Raw genomic sequence first — 18,435 nt, forward strand, 5'->3', positions numbered from 1 at the left:
GAAATGCTCTTCATCTTTGGCTCACGTTATTTCCCGGCGGAACGGTGGCAGCGCATTGAGAATCGCCTTGCCATAGCGCTGGGTGACCACCCGCCGGTCCAGCAGCGTGATGGTGCCGCGGTCCTCTTCGGTGCGCAGCAAGCGGCCACAGGCCTGCACCAGACGCAACGAGGCATCGGGCACGGCGATCTCCATGAACGGGTTGCCGCCACGCGCTTCGATCCACTCGGCCAGCGCGGCCTCGACCGGGTCATCCGGCACCGCGAACGGGATCTTGGCGATGACCACGTGTTCGCAGTAGGCGCCGGGCAAATCCACACCCTCGGCGAAGCTGGCCAGCCCGAACAGTACGCTGGACTCGCCGCTGTCGACGCGTGCCTTGTGCTTGTTGAGGGTTTCCTGTTTGGACAGGTTGCCCTGAATGAACACCTGCTTGCGCCAGTCACGGTCCAGGCCGTCGAACACATCCTGCATCTGCTTGCGCGACGAATACAGCACCAGCGTGCCTCGCGAACCTTCCACCAGACCGGGCAGGTCGCGAATGATCGCGGCGGTATGCGCCACCGAGTCACGCGGGTCGGCCTTGAGGTCGGGGACGCGCAGCACGCCGGCATCAGCGTGATGGAACGGGCTTGGCACCACCGCGGTCACCGCCCCCTTGGGCAGGCCGGCGCGCATGCGATAGCGGTCGAACTTGCCCAGCGCGGTCAGGGTCGCCGAGGTGACCAGCGCTCCGTAGGCGATGTTCCACAAATTGCGACGCAGCATTTCCGCCGCCAGGATCGGGCTGGCATTGACCTCGATATCGAACATTGCACCGCTGTCGGCCAGGGTCAGCCAGCGCGCCATTGGCGGGCTGTCTTCCGGGTCTTCGGCGGTGAAGGCTGTCCACAATTCCCAGTTGCCATGCGCGCGAGCCAGCAGGCTGCCGAACAGCGGATACCATTCTTCGGCCTGATGGCTGGCGATGCCGATGTTGACCTCACCGTCCATGCCTTCCTTGAGCAGCTCGGTCAGGCGCGTGAACAGGTCGTCGAGGCGCGCGAAGCCCTTCTTGAGCTCGATGCCCATCTCGCGAATGTGCTCGGGAATCACGCCGCCGACAAAGCGGTGACGTGGACGCTCGCGGCCCTGCATGTCCTCACCGGCGCGGAAATCCGCCAGTTGCTCGCAGGCACCGAACATGAACTGCTGATGGCCCTTGATCTCGCGGGCCAGCTCCGGCACCTGCTCGATCAGCTTGCCCAGATCGCCGGGCAGCGGATGCTGGGCCAGCAGCTTGGCGAGGTTCTTGGCGGTCTGTTCCAGCCAGTCGGCGGTCGATTTCAATCGGGTGTAGTGGGCAAAGTGGCCGATGGCCTTGTCCGGCAGGTGATGACCTTCGTCGAAGACATACAGGGTGTCACGCGGGTCCGGCAGCACCGCACCGCCGCCCAGTGCCAGGTCGGCCAGCACCATGTCGTGGTTGGTGACAATCACATCGACCTTGCCCATGCCTTCACGCGCTTTATAGAAGGCGCACTGCTGAAAGTTGGGGCAGTGCCGGTTGGTGCACTGGCTGTGATCGGTGGTCAGACGCGCCCAGTCCTGATCGGCGAGTTCCTGCGGCCAGCTGTCGCGATCGCCGTCCCACTTGTTGCCCGCCAGCTTCTGCAACATGCTGGTGAAAAGCTTCTGGCTGGCCTCATCGACTTCGATCTTGAAGCCTTCTTCCTCGAACAGCTGCGCGGTCGCGTTGGTCGCGTCACTTTCCTGCAGCAATGCGTCGAGCTTGGACAGGCACATGTAACGCCCGCGCCCCTTGGCCAGGGCGAAGGTAAAATTCAGACCGCTGTTGCGCATCAGGTCCGGCAGGTCCTTGTAGACGATCTGCTCCTGCAGGGCGACGGTCGCGGTGGCGATCACCAGCCGCTTGCCTGCCGCCTTGGCGGTGGGGATCGAGGCGATCGCGTAAGCCACGGTCTTGCCGGTACCCGTTCCGGCTTCGACGGCCACTACCGCAGGATCGCCCGAACGACGGCCCTCTTCATCGGTGTCAATGTCCCCCAGCACCTTGGCGACTTCAGCGATCATCAATCGCTGGCCATAGCGTGGCTTGAGGCTCTTGGCTTCGAGGAAACGCGAGTAAGCGCCCTGGATCTGGGTTTTGAGTTCGGTACTGATCATTGGCTTCGGTTCGGGGGCACGGCTAAAAAGGCTGGATAAATTTTCAGTAGTTCTGAGTGGGCGCTATCATAGCGCGCTAAATCCATCCGCGCAGAACGGAGTGTCCGATGACCGCTTTTTCTACTGTCTATACGTTGCATCTGCTGGCTGCTCTGGTGTGGGTTGGCGGCATGTTTTTCGCCTGGATGGTGTTGCGCCCGGCAGTCATTGCAGCACTTGAAGGCCCTTCTCGCTTGAAAGTGTGGGTCCAGGTGTTTCCGCGCTTCTTTGCCTGGGTCTGGGCCGCGGTGGTGCTGCTGCCGATAACCGGCATCGGCATGATTCAGCTCAACTTCACCGGCTTTGAAACCGCGCCGCGTTATGTGCAGATCATGATGGGCCTATACGTCGTCATGGTTGCGCTGTTTTTGCGTATCCAGTCATTGCAACTGCCTGAGCTGCGTCGCGCCGTGGAAGCCGAACAGTGGGCCGAGGGCGCGGCAGCATTGGGCAATATCCGCCGCCTCGCCGGCATCAACCTGATGATCGGTCTGGCCGTGGTCATGCTCGCCGCTGCTCGTCCGGGCCTTTGAGGTAAAACGGAACATCACGGGGCACTGGCGGTGACACCGCGCACAGCTTGCGGGCGTTTTCCTGCCCGATCGGTCATCTTCTGCACCTGATATCCAAGGCATTCAACATCTTGAAACAGTTTGGCATGGGCTGTGCAAACGCTTGCGATCAGCAGTACGCGCCCACGAAAAGGAGCTTCAATGCCACAGCCGCCATTCACTCGACCCGCAACGCCCTCAAGATTTCTCATGCCTCTGCTGTTCGCCGCCGCCGCGGCGCTGCCCTGTACCAGCGTCCTGGCAGCACCCGCCACCGCCGAAGACTCGGCGCAAGGCGAAGCACTCAGCCCGCCCGCCTCGCCCAAGGAAGGTAAAGGCGCGTATTTTTCAGACTGGTTCAACCAGGACCTGACGCTGATCGGCAGCAAGGACATCAGCTTCGGCCCCAAGCCCAACGATGACATCTACCTGGAGTACGAATACTTCGGCCGCAAAGGGCCGTTCGAGCTGTATGGCTATGTCGACGTACCGAAGATCCTCGGCATCGGCAACGATAATGACAAAGGCGTCTGGGACCACGGCTCGCCGCTGTTCATGGAGCACGAGCCACGCATCTCGATCGACTACCTCGCCGGGCGCAGTCTGGCCGTCGGGCCGTTCAAGGAATGGTACGTCGCCTTCGACTGGATCTATGACCACGGCAGCAATACGGCCAACCGGGCCAACACCCTGTACAGCGGCCTGGGCACTGACATCGATACCCACTCGCGGGTCAATCTGTCAGCCAACTTCTATGGCCGCTACCAGTGGGAGAACTACGGCGCCAGCAACGAGTACTCGTGGGACGGCTACCGCGCGCAGCTCAAATACATCGTACCGATCAGCACCTTCGATAACGGTGCGTCGCTGACCTACATCGGCTTCACCAACTTCGATTTCGGCTCGGACCTCAAGAACGATCCGGCACGCACCGGCAACTCCACGGTCGCCACCAATGTGCTGCTTTATGCCTTCACGCACCTGCGCTTCACCCTGGTTGGCCGCTACTTCCACAACGGCGGCAACTGGCAGGACGGCAGCGAGCTGAACTTCGGCGATGGCAACTTCCGCGCGCGCTCCGATGGCTGGGGCTATTACGCAGGCGTGGGTTACCAGTTCTGAACCTTATTATGACGACAGGAGTTTTCATGAAACACACCACTCGCAACACGCTCTGCGCCACGCTGGCACTGCTCAGCCCGGCTGTCTGGGCGGCTACCGCACCGGTGGCACCGGTCACACCCAAGGTCATGCTGATCGCGATGTTTGCGCCCGAAGCACAGAACTGGATCGACCGGCTGCACCTGACCAAGGAAATCCAGGTGCCCGGCCTTGCCGCCGAGTACCCGGCCATACGCTGCAATGATCAGGACGTGTGCCTGCTGGTCACCGGCATGGGCCAGACCAACGCTGCGGCATCGACCCTGGCGCTGGCCCTGTCGCCGCAATTCGACCTGCGCAAGACGTACTTCATTGTCGCGGGCATTGCCGGCATCAACCCGCACCGCGGCACACTCGGCACCACGGCCTGGGCGCATTATCTGGTGGAGTTCGGCACGCAGTGGGAAATCGACTCCCGCGATGTGCCCAAGGAATGGCCGACCGGTTATCTGGGCATCAACACCAAGGGCCCGAACGAGAAGCCGCCACTGGATTACAAGACCGAAGTCTTCGAGCTCAACCCCAAGCTGCAGGCCAAGGCGTTTGCCCTATCGCACAAGGTGACGCTCAGCGAGAGCAAGGAATCCGCCGCGTGGCGCGTCAAATACCCTTATGCGCCGGCCAACCAGCCGCCGCAGGTCACGCAGTGCGACACGCTGGCGGGCAATACCTGGTTTTCCGGGACGCGTCTGAGCGAGCGTGCGGAAGTCTGGACCAAGCTGCTGACCGACGGTAAAGGCGAGTATTGCACCACCCAGCAGGAGGATAACTCCACCTACGAGGCTCTGTTGCGAGCGAGCAAGGCCGGCAAGGTCGATGTCAATCGCCTGGCTGTCGTACGTGCGGGCTCCGACTTCGATCGTCCGTATCCGGGTTACAGCGAGGTGGACAACCTGCTCAAGTACGCCGATCAGGGTGCCTTCGTCCCGGCGCTGGAAAACCTCTACCGCACCGGTAACCCGCTGGTGCAGGCGATTGTCGGCGACTGGAAGAATTGGGAAAAAGGCGTACCGCAATAATATGATGTGAAGCGATTCGCGACTGTCCGGATCATGGCCTTGCACCTGATCCGGACATCTCGCAGATTACAGACGTTGCAGGATCAACGCGCCTGCCGGTCCTGGAGCACCTGGCAGACCGGGCTCACCCTGTCTGCCAGCCTTGCCGCCTTCAGCGCGGTAGACGATACAGCCCTTGGACGCACCGCCCTTGCCTGCCTTGCCGCCTTCGCCAGCCTTGCCCGCTGCGCCACCCGCGACATTCACCTTGATGCGTTCGGCCGGATAGCTCTGTGGCAATTCGAGACGAACCTGCGCGCCCGCAGCACCATCGTGGCCATTGCCGCCGCTGTCGCCGTTATAACCACGCCCGGCCTGGCCCCAGGTGCAACCAGGGTCTTCGCCCGTGCCGCCGTCCAGCCCGGCATAGCCTGGGCTGCCTGCACCACCGCGGGCGTCAATCGACAGCTCTTCGGCATCCAGGCTCTGCAGGCGCAGGGTCAGGTTGCGTCCAGGCCGTGCCGGTTTCTCGAACGTACCCGGCGCGCCCCGTGCGGTGATCTGGCTGCCGGTGCCGAACTCACCATGCAGCACCACCATATTGAACGCCTGCACGCCAGGGACGATGGCAATTCGCGCTTCGTGCCCCAGCACCAGCTCGCCAATCTTCACATCATCGATACCGGCCGGGATCAGCAGAGTGCCGTAATCGGCCACTTCAAGGCGCTCGACCTGCAGAACGCTGCTGTTGCCAGGCAGACGCATCAGCGAGTGCGGTGCAACGATAATTGCCTGGGCCATGGCCAGAGGGCTGAACAATGCTGCCAGCAGAACGAGCTTACGCATGAGTGTGTCCCCTGACCGGACGGCCGATGGATTGAACGTGAAAGATGCCGAACAGGATGATTTTGCCCCGGTCGCGCCACGGATGCCGGCGACCGCGCAGGCTGCCGTTGAACAGGATCAGTTCCAGCAAATGAGTCAACAGCAGTACCGCGCCGGCCATGTCGATCATCACGCCAAGCGGGCTGGGCGCCTCAATCGCCGCGTTGACCAGCACCACCAGCCAGAAGCCCAGCATCAATATCTTTCCCAGCCCCCAAAACACCTTCATTGCCTGCCCACCCCTTGTCATGATCCGTTACGAAATTGCAGTCTTCGCATGCTTTTCGTCGCCGCACAGTAGACGTGCTGTACGCCGAATATGCCAGCGGTGTGTTGAAAAAGATCAAGCATAGATCGTTGTCGTGCATCTGTGGACACCGGCCTTGGACTGACGGCTGTTCAGAGCCGGCCCGGCAGGCTAGTCTTGTTCGTCAACCAGAGGACTTTCAATGACCGTCGGCTACTCGAACCGTACGCCCCAACAAGCGCTGGCCGCCCTGCTCGATCGCTATGCGCCGCAACGCCTGCTGTTGATCGGCGCTCAGGCGTTCCCGGCGTTGCAAGCCTTTCAGGAGGCCCACCCGCAGACCGAGGTGGCGCTGGCCGAACCCGGTGCGCTGCCTGCCCATCTGGCGGCGCAACGTTTCGATCTGGCGCTGGTGGTCGATTGTCTGGAACACATCCCCAAGCGCACTGGCCTGGAACTGCTGGGTGGCATCCGCAACCTCAACGCCAGCCGCATCGCGGTGCTTGCCGATTTGCAGGCCTGCGGTTGGCAGGAGACCGATTTTTTCTCGCTGGCGCTGCAATGCAGCGAACGCTTCGCCCGCGACGAGCAGGTGCTGAACCTGTTTACGTACGACTTGCGTGAGTACAAACAGGTGCCCGACTGGTTGAACGCGAAGTACTGGGCCAACCCGGAGAATTTTGGAAAGTATTGGTGGTGACCCTTTGAATATAAAGGGCTTACCCAAACATGACTAGCAACGTCAATATGCCAGTGCAGGGCCAACTGTCACCAGCCTCGTCACCAACGACCCGATCAGCACCTTTCCATCTGGCATTACAGGCGCTCAGGGATCTACTACCTAAGGGTATGTCCAATGGGCTGCTCTGCCCGTAGCCTTACCCTCTCTCTTGGATCTACCGATAGGCAGACGCAGACCGCCATGCCATTCTCCAAGGACATCCTCTTGTTTACATCCCCTATAAGGGAAACGGTTGCTCCGGCGTCTATGAGTCACTTCAAGATAGCCTGATGCAACGTGCCCAAATCCTGAAGCTCATCAACGAAGAGTTGCGGATACCGGGCCGTCAACGCTCGAAGCACAACTGGCTGCTCGACCACGGTGCGGTAGACCCAGTTACGACCAAGCTCATGGGTCTAGGCGAACGTAATATAGATTGGACACCGCTTTACGTTTGCGTGGAACCCGATCCATCCGCCGAGCCACTCAAGCACTGCAACATGCTGACTTTGAGCAGGCAAGCAAGGCACACCCACTTTACCTACAAAGCCTGGAGCCCAGCCGGGCAGAAGCATTGAATGCATGGGTACCGCCATACGTGTCTTTTCCACCCATCGTACAACCAGATATAAACACGGACATAATGATGCTGATTCGAAGTCATTCTCTGCCAGCGCTTAATCTTGTCGATACGGCAATGACTGTATCAGGCGTAGAGCACCCTTCTGAAACAAGACGATTACCCGACAACTCCATATTTAAATACACCCCTTCGAGGGTGATGTTAAATAAGCTAGAAAACCTGGTTCAAAAGCTAAAAGACCCAGACTGCGAACTGGAAGGCAGCCTTCTTGAGCTCCTCAGTTTGGTAATTGTTAAAGATGACGACTGGCCCAAAAACGCTTTTCTGGTGTGGAAGCATTATCCTGATACCACGCCGTGTGCGGTCTTCAGACCCGACGAGGAAAAAAGCCGGGGAAACTACGATACGCTATCAGAAGAGCAAAAATTTCAGTGCATTGAGGTGTGCCGTGAAGGCAAAGAGACATACACAGTAAGTCAAAGGGAAAAAAAATGGGAGAGCTCGGGAGAAGACGCTTTCTTTAGAGTTATGCTTGCTGTCAAGGCGGATGCACCGACAGATACCATAAGCCCTAAGCAAGCTACGGAATTTAAGGAGCAGCTGTACAAAAACTTACTTAATCAGTACGACTCTATAAGTACATCTATTCAACCTGGCGCTTCACCTCTTATGTCACTCGATCACGTCAACCCTGCAAGGGCCCCGCTACAGGTAAATAACCCTCCCATTCAACTGAAGTGCAACCCCAGATGGGCCAATCCTGAAACAAGGCCAGCGTGTAAGTATTCACCTGTCAAAGTCTCTGAATCAACGAGCAAGGAGACCATGGACAGTATGCAGGCCGTGCTTGACAATCGGATAAACGAATGCAGGAAACTGGCCATGGACCGAGCCATTCCGGGAGACGGCAGTTGGTTCTCGTTTATAAGAGGGCCTCAACTGCACGAGCCACATCTTAATAAAGCTACTGTTCCTGCTTTTGTTATAAGCGGCGGCAGCGCGCATAAGCTGGCGGCAGAGCTTACCAAAGACTATAGCTTGGCATGGCATCCCAAAAACATGCGTGGGGCGCGTGGGCGGCGGGCGGAACCTATCTATCTTCTTGTTCATAAAATGGATTACCCGACCTACGCTTCCACGATGAAAGAGGTGATCGAACACTATCCGAATCTGCATATTATTGGCTGGGATGGTGGAGGTTTGACAGGTTTTGGTGCCGCTCGAGCAGCGGCCTTGGCCTTTGCCGATACGCTGCCCTACCGCCCTGAGCGGATAATGATGATCGACCAGGATGTCGTGAAGACAGAACAGACCAGGCACACGAATCCAATCATTAAAAACAAGGTGGAAAGTCTGCACCAAACGATAGAGCAGCCTATCGTGGGCTACGGTGTCGGCTACCCGACGCGACAAGCAACGCCTTCACCCTTCAGCAAGACACCCACGCCCAGACCTTCGGATCTGGATGGCCCAGCTGAGCAGTTTGTGTCCATTCGCGCCCCCTTCCTCCGAGAAGGAGATGGCATCTACCCCCCTTACATGGTGGCCGGCGGAGAAGACATGCTAATGAGTAAGCAATTGAAGTTGAGTAACGATCACCGTAACGTAGCTTTGCAGCAAGAAATGATTATTAAAAAGGAACTAGAAGGGCCTGCAGACAGGCCGAACCCTTACTGGGATAAGGGTCGAATCAATACTCTAAAAGCACTCTTCGATGCTGAAAAAAATATAATGATTGAATTTGAAGGTCAACACATCAACCTTGACACCCTCTTGAGGAAATTTGAAGCCAATGGCTGGATCTCTTCACATCCAAGTGACGAATCCTATAATGTGGCAGCCTGTATCGTCGAGCGAATCATCTTGCGTTTAAGCAATGATTTGGCGCGTAAAAATATTCAACACCCATCAGTATCTTCTTCCTCCAACTCACTCAAGACGGGTGAATCGCGTCCTGTATCGTGAGCGCATCAGCGAAGTGTATGTTCATATGAGTATCTTGTTGAGGTGCGCCTGTAGCTGAATCACGCGCGCGTCGTTACAACAACTTTTTGTCAGAAATCATTGCCTTTCTTTTTTGAAAATACGTTAAGGAATTTGAATGAAAATCCAGAACAACCTGGGTGTGTACGCGCCTGCCCAGCCCTCAACCTCGGGCATCGAAAAATCTCAAACGTCTAACGCGTTGATGGACGTATATCCCAAGAAAGACTTCAAGGTCGTTCCGTCAAATATTCATATGGTCTGGGTCGGTTCTCAACCCGGCGACAAACAGCAAGAGTATGTACGCCAATGGGCAAAAAAAAATCCGGATTGTACCGTCATGCTATGGGTTGATGCCTCGCAGTTCAAAGCTTACGAAACCAATAAAATCACTCGGCAGCAAGCAGAGAACGTGTTCCCGGAGTATCAGTCAGAGAAGCTGATGCGTGGTCTGTTCAGTCAACTTGAGACGACGCTTGATACGTCCGGCAGCGTGTCGAATCTAAGCGCACAAAAACAGGCTCTGAGTGAATTGAACAAAGAACTCCTGGCCGAAGGTAATGAGTCCTTGAAGCAAAACGTGCTACCTCACGCCGCGGAAGTGACCTTACATAATGCACGATTGGCACTGGCCGCGTTCAAAGAACACACCGCCAGGCATGATGATAATTTTTTTCAGGCTGAGAGGATTATTCTAGACCAAACCGTCAAGTCATGGGATCGACTGACAACAAATGCAACCCGTGACGTTGTCACGTTGAATGAGTTGCAGAAAAAATTCCAGGGTATTAAAAACGTTCAGATTCGCGATTTGAGCAGTTCGAAAGACATCCGACTCAAGAACAAGGACGCTTATCAGCACGAAATCATCGGGCGTAATGGTGCCTACCCAGCCGCATCCGACATTGCTCGTTACGAGATATTGCACGAATACGGAGGTGTGTATGCAGATATCGATCTGGAGTGCATGCGGCCGCTAAGTGGAGTATTGCACGCGCACCCGGACCTAATGTTAGTAGGTTTGGCGCAAGCCAAGAGCGAGGCGTCCGGTAGCACGACCCCCTATTTTGCGAACGCGTTACTTGCGGCACACCCTGGCAGTAAAATGCTTTCCGACTTTATCGATAAAATAGGTGAGGACTACAAACGTCTGAAAGGCAATGAGTTCAGAGGGGATCGGTATTTCAGTCGTCCTAATAAAAGCACGATTGAAGCGACCGGCCCTAACGGATTGCGCGGTCACGTCGATGCGGTAATACGTAAGGCGCAGGGGCTGTCATCGTTGATGCGTGACGACGCGGTGTCGTTATCGGAACGTATCTGGGGGCAGGATCTATCTCAAAACAAAGACTTCTGGTCATCGTTGAAGACGCACTTCAATTTCCCGGAAAACTACGTGAATTTTGAAACTGACGAGCAACAGAATAGTGCTACCAAGGCCATGGCCGGGGGGGTGACAAAACAGGCTAGCGCAGCACAAAAAACCTCATTGCAAAACACGATAGTTATCTCTGGAGTACACAAGAGTGTTTCAACAGAGCGAACAGTGACCACTGAAAAGGTCGCAAGCTTGATTCTAAAAAAAGTCCAGGAAAAACGACAAGCTGGCAAGCCAGTCATCATCTTCGTTTCCGGACCTTCGGCGTCCGGAAAGTCAACGCTGACTAAAGCGCTGGAACAAGCAGAGTTGACATTTGAGTCGATCAAAACTGACCACTTCTTGAAGTCTTTCTCGGAGCTGAGTAAGCACCCAGGCAATCGAGGTCCAGTGACAGACTGGGCGGTCGTTCACGGGCATGTCGACTCGTTCAACAGAGAGCTGGCAACGCGAGTGATGGACAATATATTGAGTGGCAAAGGCGCCACTTACAGCCTGCCGAGCACCTATCGCGAGGGGGTTATGATTGGAGGCTTTCCGCGAGGGGAGCGCGATTCTGATGGACCCTATAAAGAAATTAGATTGCCTGTCTGTGACACTTATTTAATTGAAGGCATCTGCACACCTCATTTGATCAAGGATGCGGCGCATGTCGTAGTGCGCCTCGACTGTGAGTTCGAAGAAACAGTTAAAAGACGAGCTAATCGTGGTCACGATGAGTCGATTCCGGCCGAAGTCAAGGTAGCTGAAGACAAAGGCCAGTATTTAGCATTCCAACAGGCAATGAACCAACTGGAGATTAGACCTGACATTCATCTGGACTCATCCGGAATGAATCCTGGACAGTTTCGCTTATTCAGAAATTCATAACGAAATTTTGGTCCTGCAACAAAAAAGGCGTCCCGAAAGACGCCTTTTTTTCAGCACCCCAATTGACACCCTGCCGGCTGCCTGTCTGGTCTGTGTGGTTGCCCATCTGGTCTTGTGGCTTTACGGGCACCTCAAACGGCCTTGACGAAAAATACAGAATATTTGGGAGTGATCACCTAATTGCTTCTACTCCCGTGTGCCCTCGCGCAGGTCCGCGCGGGCTAATAAGGCCCCCAAGAAGGCGACCCAATGGGCACCTTAGAGACTCGCCAACTGTCACCAACGCTGTCACCATGTCGTCACCAGAAACCTTGAGGTCCCCTATGAACCCCACTACGCCAGGGCCTCCATCAGTCGTCTCTCGGTTCTGGGGCCAACCCGGAGAATTTTGGAAAATACTGGTGATGAATCATGAGTAGTGCTATTTGCCCGTGCGGCAGCGGTGATCTGTTGCTGGCCTGTTGCGGCCATTATCACGCTGGCCAGCCTGCGCCGTGTGCGGAAAAGCTGATGCGCTCACGTTACAGCGCTTACGTGCTGGGACTGACCGATTATCTGGTGGAATCCACGCTGCCGGTGCAGCAAAGCGCACTGGACCGTGAAGCCATCGCTCAGTGGAGCGCGCAAAGCACCTGGCTGGGGCTGGAGGTGGAAAGCGCGGAAGTGTTTGGCGGCAAGCCTGAGCATGCATTTGTGACCTTCACTGCTCGTTGGCACGATGGCAACGGCGAACACAGCCACAAGGAACGCTCGTCGTTCGTGCAGAATCAGGGCCGCTGGTACTTCATCGACTCCACCGTCCCCCTTAAAGCCGGCCGCAACGATGCGTGCCCGTGTGGCAGTGAGCAGAAATTCAAGAAGTGTTGCTCCGGGTATGTCGTTTGAGCGGGTCCTAAATCCGAACCGCACTGCCCACACTCGGTAGGGACGCAGAGCGTCCAGAACGGCATACGACGCAAAGCGTCCTGCGATAGTCGGGATTCTCGTTCCGCACGCGTCAGCAGTCAGGTCGGCGTGATGCCGCGATCAAAACTCCAGCTGTGCCGAAAACGCGACGGTGCGTGGGTCGCCCAGGTAGCTGCTGTTGAGCCAGTATTCTTTGTTGGTCAGGTTGCTGACGTTGACGCGCAGGGTCAGGTCGTTTTCTGCAAGGCGCAGGCGGTAGCGGGCTCCGGCGTCGAAGGTGGTGAAGGACGGCAGGTCGTTTTCGTTGCTTTGATCGGTGTATTGCTTGCCGGTGTAGAACGCCCCGCCGGTCATGGCCAGGCCTGGTACAGGGTTGATGTCGTATTCGGCATAGACCTTGGCCAGTTGCTTGGCGACGTTGGTTGGCACGTTGCCTTCATCCGCCGCGACACCGGTTTTCTTGATTTTCGGGTCGAGCAAGGTAAAGCCGCCCACCACGGTCAGTTCCGGGATGACCTTGCCGGTGACGCTGAATTCCAGGCCGTTGTTCTCCTGACGTCCGTCCACGACGTAGATGTTCGCGCCTGTGGTGTAGCCGTTGGGCTTCTCGATGTTGAACAGCGCCAGGGTCAGCAGGGTTTCGCCCAGTGTCGCCTTGGCACCGATTTCGTATTGTTCGCTGATTTCAGGCGCAAACGCCTGGCCGGCATTGGCGGTGCCGCCAGGCGCGACGCCGCCCGATTGCAGGCCTTCTATATACGTCGCGTAGGTGGTCAGCCACGGCAGCGGTTTATAGACCAGCGAGATGTTCGGCGAGGTCTTGCTCTCGTTGTAGGTGGTCTCGGTTTCGGCGGAACCGAACGCCTTGGCGTAGACGAACTCGTTGGCGTAGGTTTTGATCTGTGTGTTGGTCACACCCAGGATCGCCGACCACTGCTCATTGAAAGTAATGACGTCACCGATCAGGACGTTATTGCTTTCCGAACTGTTGGCCAAGCGCTGGGCGCCATGCCCGATGGAGTAAGACGGTTTACCGACCTGAGGCGTCTGGTCCAGCGGTATCGTGCCCACCGGCGAGGTGTATTGCGGGCCTGGCTGATCGGGCGTGTACGGAATGTGATCCTCGTACTGTTTCTGCCGTGAGGTATTGCCCTGATAGCCCACAGTGACCTTGTGACCGATAAAGCCGGTATCGAACGCCGCATCGAGGAACAGCGAACCGGTCTTTTCTTCGGTTTCAATCGGCGCGAAGGCATACAGCGGCTGCGAGTAAAGGCCCGCGCTGTAGACCGTCGGCCCGGTGTAGGTGTTCTCCGAGGTGTACTGCTGGGCAGCGAAGGCCGCGCGCAAGGTGAACGTGTCGTTCAAGCGCCACTTGGCACGCACGCCGGCCTTGTCGGACTCGTAATCGGAAAACGACCACTTCTGGCTGTAGAGCTTGTCGTTGTCCAGCGATGCCGCGCCGGGGCGCAGGGATTGGTCACCGAAATACCAGTAACTGGTCAGGCCGCGAATTTCGGTCTTCTTGTGCGAGGCGTCGAACTGCACCAGCAGGTCGTCGGACACGTTCCAGTCCAGCGCCAGGGAAATCATCTCGCGGCGACGCTTGTTCAGATCGACAGCGGTTTCGCCATCCTGAGTCAGCACATTGAGGCGATAGGCGAATTTGCCCTCGCTGTCGATCGGCCCGCCGAAGTCACCATGCAGGTAGTAATTCTCACCCCCGGCATTGCCCAGGGTGACGCTGTTGTAGCGTTGATAGGTCGGGCGCTTGAGCACGTAATTGACCAGCCCGCCCGGCGAGGCCGGACCATACAGGAAGCCGGTCAGACCGGTGATGACTTCCAACTGCTCCATCTCTTCCATGTAGTTGCTGCCGTCGGCACCGTTGGTGAAACGCAGGCCATCATTGGCGATGTTCAGGCTGCCCGCGCTGCTGAAGCCTCGAATGTTGACGGCACTGGCATAACCGGCGCTGGTCGGCGAGTACATCTGGGTGAACGGGTTGTGCTTGATGACATCGTCCAGCGAGGTGGCCTGGATGTTTTTCAGCAGCGCCTGAGGCGTTACGCTGATGGAATAAGGCGCGTCCTGCAGACGCATGCCACCCAGCGCGCCGACACTGCTGACGTTCTCGCTGCGATAACCTGCGGCTTCCGAGCCTTCGAGGGGCGTGCTGTTGGCGTTGATGTTCACGTCCGACAGGTTCAAGGCGTTCTGTTCCATGACCATCAGCGTGTACGTCCCGGCGCTGCTCTGCACCAGTTGCAGGCCGCTGCCACGCAGAGCCTCGCGCAAGGCCGTGGCCGCATCGAAATTGCCTTTCACCGCCGAGCTGGTCTTGCCGGCGACCAGCGCCGGGTCAAGACTCAATGCCAGGCCACCCTGGCTGGAGATCTGATTCAGCGTAGTGGCCATCGGGCCTGCGGGCAGATCATAGGCAACCACGCTGGCCTGCTGCGCCGCCATCGACAGCGGGCTGGTCAGAGGCGTGCACAGGGCGATCGCCACGGCCAACAGACTGGGACGCAGAAGGGTGTCTAACGAACGGGACATCGGGCAACTCCTGATGGAATACTTCTCAATGCCTGTTAGCCGGACGAACGCTCGAAAGTAACAGGGCTGATTGAAAATAATTCCGTTTCAGGAATCAGCTGACTGGCAGCATCATTCCGGGATGATCTTCAGGTGCGACGTATCGGGCGCCTCCTGCGCCTCGGCTTTTTCGACCTGGCCCATGTCGCTGCCCAGCGGGGCCAGGCTCAAACGCGAGAGATCCAGCAGCGGCGCAACAGGCTGAGGCTTGCCGGGCAGCAACTCGACGCCCGCTTCTGCGACCGAGTAATCCGGCGCATCGACGTCCACAAAAGCCGCCATGTAAGCGTCGCGCGGTTTGATCTGCAAACGCCCCGGACTGACCGAGGCTTTGCGCAACCAGTTCGGTGCGTCGGGCGGTGGCGCCAGTTCGACCTCTTCCATGGGCGGTGGCGTGTTCATTTCCAGCACACGCACCAGCGCGCCTGCGCGCTCGAGGGTGGCGCGGTATTTCTCTGCGGTTGCCGCGTCGAGATTGTTTTTCAGAACCAGTCGGCGCCCCGAGAACAGCAGGTCCAGACGTTCGGCATCTGCATTGAACAGCTTGCCAAGGTTAGCCCTTACCTTCTCGGGTTGTGCTCCAGCGACCAGTTCGGCGCTGAAGACAATTTCGTAGAGATTCATGGAAGAAGACACCAATATGCACGTCAGTAAAAGTATGGCGTAGCGTCAGACAGCGCAACAAGCGCGTTGCCCTCGACCGTCGAGTTGGTAGACTCAGGTGTCAAAGGGAGCACATCCATGTCTTTTCAGGCGCACATTACAAGAATCATAAGCCTTGCGTTGATCCTGTTCGGGCTCAGCGGATGCTCGCTCCTGAGCTTTGACCGCGCTCAGGAACCGGAAGTGCATTTGCTGAAGGTCCAGGTGGTCAAGGCGAGGCTGACACAGCAGGATTTCAAGCTGTACTTCGAAGTTGATAACCCCAACGAAGACAGCTTGCTGGTGCGTGGCCTGAAGTACAAGATCACCCTCAATGACATGGTCCTTGTCGATGACACGTTCAGCGACTGGTTTGTCGTCGACGGTAATAGCCGCAAAACCTTCGTGGTGCCGATTCGCACCAACCTCTGGCGCTACGCACGGTACATCGCTCAACTGCTGAAAAAACCTGATGAGCTGATCCATTATCAGCTGGACGGCAAGCTCAAGACCGGAATCGTGTTCAGGCACAACGTCCGCGTCGGCACATCAGGCGATGTGCTGCCGCAAGACCTGATCCAGCGCCGATGATCATTCAGCCTATCCGCCCAGCTTGCCCTTGATCAGTTCCAGAAGAAACTTCCAGATGTCAGCGGCCCACAATGCCCGGTTGACGGCACTGATCAGCGCACCACCGAACGAGCCCAGCAGAAACCCCACGCCCGTGGTGTTGCGCGGATCTGCGATGCCAAGGTAATCACTGGCGATGCCGGTGAGGAACACCGCACAGGCCACACCGGTCACCAGAAAAACCAGCCAGGCACGCCAGTCAAGCAGACCTGCCTTATGCCACCAGCCAGAAATGATCGCACCCACCAGACCGGCTACCAGCCATTCGCCTCGGTCTGCCAAACCATTCAAGATATCCATCGCTTCTGACTCCGTTCAAGAAATACAGCCGTTCACGAACACAGAAAAATTCAGACACTGGGGGACCTGCCGGGGGATTGCCGCGGCGCCGGCACCGTTCAAAAAACTAAAAATTAAGCATGCTTAAAATCACAGGCAAACGTGCACCATCAACCCACCGGGCTATCGGGCGAGCAACAGAGGCTTGAGGTCAGTTATCGATGTAGCGCTGCCAGCCGATCCTTACCGAACCGTCTGGCTGACGGTCAATCTCGATGCCTTCGGTCTCTTCGATTTCCTGCAGCACCACGTTCCAGCTGTCCACGGGCTCATCATCACGACGGGCGACGATGACCCACTGGGTCTTTTGAACATTGGGCGCGGATACCAGCCGTTGAATGCGCTTGCCGATCTGCTCGTAGGAAGACCTGCCTGCCGATCCATTATCATTGCCAGCCATGACAGCCCCCGAGGCATAACTGTATATAAATACAGTATTCCAGCTGTAGGAACCTCGCAAGCATTTCGTAGGACGTTTCCTGACGAGCATTTTCGGTGAAAACGCCCGCACGCCTTGTCAAACAAGGCTTACAGCTTGCCGGTCATCCTCACCGCCACGCCGATAATGCGACAGTCGGCACCGCATTCGATCATTTTGTACGCCGGGTTCAAGGGCTTCAGGTAGCGTGTGCCGCCATCCTCGACCAGCTTCTTGAACGTCGCCTCGTTGCTGGCGGGCAGCTTGGCGATCACCAGCTTGCCGGGCTGCACATCGGCCTCCGTGTCCACCAGAATCATCATTCCTTCCGGCACACTGACGCCGGTGGGCGCGGTCATCGAATCGCCCTTGACCTCCAGCCAGAACGCCGGCCCCTTGGAGTCATAGTCGGAGATTTCATAGCGGTCGGAAAAACCGTCGGGGTAAGGCTGAACCGCTTCCTCCCAAGAGCCTGCCGACACCCAGCTGATCACCGGGTAACGGAAGGACATGTCCGGCTGATCGATCAGCGCAACGTTGGCGTCGAAGGCAGGCGCTTTTTCCGGTCCCTCGCCAATCGCCAGCCATTCGGCACGAAAGCCCGTGGCCCGCGCCAGTGCGTAAAGGTTTTCCGGCCGCAGGCTTTTGCTTTCCCCGCTGATCCATTGGGTAACGGCAGAGTTGGCCACGCCGCACTGGGCGGCAATTTCACCTTTCTTCAAGCCACTGGCGGCGATTGCCCTGGCGATACGTTCCTGTCGGGTCATGAGTCGGCTCTGCATAGGGGAATAAAGAACGCTGAAAAACGCTCGACTGAAACTAAGCATACTTAAAAAATGGCGCTGTGCGAATCGCAATATGCCGATACTGCTTGGCCATGATTTACGGGATAATGCGCGCCAGATTTAATTGCGGAGTAAAACCGATGAACCAGCAAGACCATGTGCATGGCCCCGATTGCAACCATGATCACGATCACCACGACCAGCAGCACGGCCATGTACACGGCCCGAACTGCGGTCATGCCCATCAGGAGCCGGTGCGTAATACCCTTAAGGATGTCGGTCGTAACGATCCCTGCCCGTGCGGCAGCGACAAGAAATTCAAGAAATGCCACGGCGCGTAAGGCGCGGAGCATTCTGACGACGGCCTGCATTGCAGGCCGTTTTCATTTGAGTGTGCTGCATGCTTTCAGGTAGTGATCCAGGGCATGTAGCCATGGCTGCAATGTGGCGCAGAGCGTGGCGAGCGAGAGGCGTCTGGCCAGCCTCTGCAAAATCCTGAAATAAACTACCCCGTGCCGCTTGCGTGCGGCTTGCCTGC

General features: G+C 57.3%; 17 protein-coding genes. 9 read left to right on the forward strand and 8 right to left on the reverse strand.

Annotated features, from left to right (window positions below):
* Positions 1-21: 21 nt before the first annotated feature.
* Positions 22-2,166 (reverse strand): ATP-dependent DNA helicase DinG, encoded by a 2,145-nt coding sequence (gene dinG / locus KBY08_RS23950; protein WP_003402334.1) that lies wholly within the window; start codon positions 2,164-2,166, stop codon positions 22-24.
* 107 nt (positions 2,167-2,273) lie between these two features.
* Between dinG and KBY08_RS23955 the strand changes: the two genes are divergently transcribed.
* The 3 genes from KBY08_RS23955 (at position 2,274) to KBY08_RS23965 (ending at position 4,936) form a co-directional block, all read left to right on the forward strand.
* Positions 2,274-2,738 (forward strand): CopD family protein, encoded by a 465-nt coding sequence (locus KBY08_RS23955; RefSeq protein WP_024661127.1) that lies wholly within the window; start codon positions 2,274-2,276, stop codon positions 2,736-2,738.
* Positions 2,739-2,918: 180 nt separating this feature from the next.
* The gene (locus KBY08_RS23960; RefSeq protein ID WP_024661128.1) at positions 2,919-3,878 is read left to right on the forward strand and encodes a nucleoside-specific channel-forming protein Tsx; all 960 of its coding nucleotides are present in this window, start codon (positions 2,919-2,921) and stop codon (positions 3,876-3,878) included.
* A 26-nt stretch (positions 3,879-3,904) separates the two neighbouring features.
* Complete coding sequence (locus tag KBY08_RS23965; protein ID WP_024661129.1) at positions 3,905-4,936, forward strand: purine-nucleoside phosphorylase; 1,032 nt, start codon at positions 3,905-3,907, stop codon at positions 4,934-4,936.
* A 66-nt stretch (positions 4,937-5,002) separates the two neighbouring features.
* Here KBY08_RS23965 and KBY08_RS23970 read toward each other — a convergent pair whose 3' ends face one another.
* Both KBY08_RS23970 and KBY08_RS23975 read right to left on the reverse strand, forming a co-directional pair.
* Positions 5,003-5,761, reverse strand: a complete 759-nt coding sequence (locus KBY08_RS23970; protein ID WP_003418460.1) for a hypothetical protein — start codon at positions 5,759-5,761, stop codon at positions 5,003-5,005.
* The gene (locus KBY08_RS23975) at positions 5,754-6,029 is read right to left on the reverse strand and encodes a DUF1145 domain-containing protein (RefSeq protein ID WP_024661130.1); all 276 of its coding nucleotides are present in this window, start codon (positions 6,027-6,029) and stop codon (positions 5,754-5,756) included. Before KBY08_RS23975 ends, KBY08_RS23970 begins: the two co-directional genes overlap by 8 nt.
* A 220-nt stretch (positions 6,030-6,249) precedes the next feature.
* Here KBY08_RS23975 and KBY08_RS23980 point away from each other — a divergent pair, with 220 nt between their 5' ends.
* The 4 genes from KBY08_RS23980 to KBY08_RS23995 all read left to right on the forward strand — a co-directional run bounded on the left by KBY08_RS23980 (position 6,250) and on the right by KBY08_RS23995 (position 12,467).
* Positions 6,250-6,747, forward strand: coding sequence for a DUF6231 family protein (locus KBY08_RS23980; protein ID WP_024661131.1), 498 nt, complete (start codon positions 6,250-6,252; stop codon positions 6,745-6,747).
* 457 nt (positions 6,748-7,204) lie between these two features.
* Complete coding sequence (locus tag KBY08_RS23985) at positions 7,205-9,316, forward strand: hypothetical protein (RefSeq protein ID WP_225651283.1); 2,112 nt, start codon at positions 7,205-7,207, stop codon at positions 9,314-9,316.
* A 136-nt stretch (positions 9,317-9,452) separates the two neighbouring features.
* Complete coding sequence (locus KBY08_RS23990) at positions 9,453-11,582, forward strand: TcdA/TcdB catalytic glycosyltransferase domain-containing protein (RefSeq protein WP_225651284.1); 2,130 nt, start codon at positions 9,453-9,455, stop codon at positions 11,580-11,582.
* A 411-nt stretch (positions 11,583-11,993) separates the two neighbouring features.
* On the forward strand, positions 11,994-12,467 hold the full coding sequence (locus KBY08_RS23995; RefSeq protein ID WP_003402315.1) for a YchJ family protein: 474 nt from the start codon (positions 11,994-11,996) through the stop codon (positions 12,465-12,467).
* A gap of 141 nt (positions 12,468-12,608) precedes the next feature.
* Here the strand turns inward: KBY08_RS23995 and KBY08_RS24000 are convergent, their stop codons facing one another.
* Together KBY08_RS24000 and KBY08_RS24005 are read right to left on the reverse strand one after the other, a co-directional pair.
* On the reverse strand, positions 12,609-15,044 hold the full coding sequence (locus tag KBY08_RS24000) for a TonB-dependent receptor (RefSeq protein WP_024661135.1): 2,436 nt from the start codon (positions 15,042-15,044) through the stop codon (positions 12,609-12,611).
* A gap of 111 nt (positions 15,045-15,155) precedes the next feature.
* Positions 15,156-15,707 (reverse strand): hypothetical protein, encoded by a 552-nt coding sequence (locus KBY08_RS24005; RefSeq protein WP_003402313.1) that lies wholly within the window; start codon positions 15,705-15,707, stop codon positions 15,156-15,158.
* A gap of 117 nt (positions 15,708-15,824) precedes the next feature.
* Between KBY08_RS24005 and KBY08_RS24010 the strand changes: the two genes are divergently transcribed.
* Positions 15,825-16,316, forward strand: coding sequence for an LEA type 2 family protein (locus KBY08_RS24010; protein ID WP_003402312.1), 492 nt, complete (start codon positions 15,825-15,827; stop codon positions 16,314-16,316).
* A 9-nt stretch (positions 16,317-16,325) separates the two neighbouring features.
* Here the strand turns inward: KBY08_RS24010 and KBY08_RS24015 are convergent, their stop codons facing one another.
* The 3 genes from KBY08_RS24015 to KBY08_RS24025 form a co-directional block, all read right to left on the reverse strand.
* Positions 16,326-16,655, reverse strand: coding sequence for a hypothetical protein (locus tag KBY08_RS24015; protein WP_003402310.1), 330 nt, complete (start codon positions 16,653-16,655; stop codon positions 16,326-16,328).
* A 190-nt stretch (positions 16,656-16,845) separates the two neighbouring features.
* Complete coding sequence (locus KBY08_RS24020; protein ID WP_003402309.1) at positions 16,846-17,094, reverse strand: DUF1654 domain-containing protein; 249 nt, start codon at positions 17,092-17,094, stop codon at positions 16,846-16,848.
* Between the two features lie 128 nt (positions 17,095-17,222).
* Positions 17,223-17,879, reverse strand: a complete 657-nt coding sequence (locus tag KBY08_RS24025) for a LexA family protein (protein ID WP_003402307.1) — start codon at positions 17,877-17,879, stop codon at positions 17,223-17,225.
* Between the two features lie 158 nt (positions 17,880-18,037).
* Here KBY08_RS24025 and KBY08_RS24030 point away from each other — a divergent pair, with 158 nt between their 5' ends.
* A complete protein-coding gene (locus KBY08_RS24030) occupies positions 18,038-18,238 on the forward strand; it encodes an SEC-C metal-binding domain-containing protein (RefSeq protein ID WP_032607517.1) in 201 nt (66 codons plus the stop codon).
* Positions 18,239-18,435 lie beyond the last annotated feature (197 nt).

The organism is Pseudomonas sp. P135, assembly GCF_020312125.1.
Classification (GTDB): Bacteria; Pseudomonadota; Gammaproteobacteria; order Pseudomonadales; family Pseudomonadaceae; genus Aquipseudomonas; species Aquipseudomonas fragariae.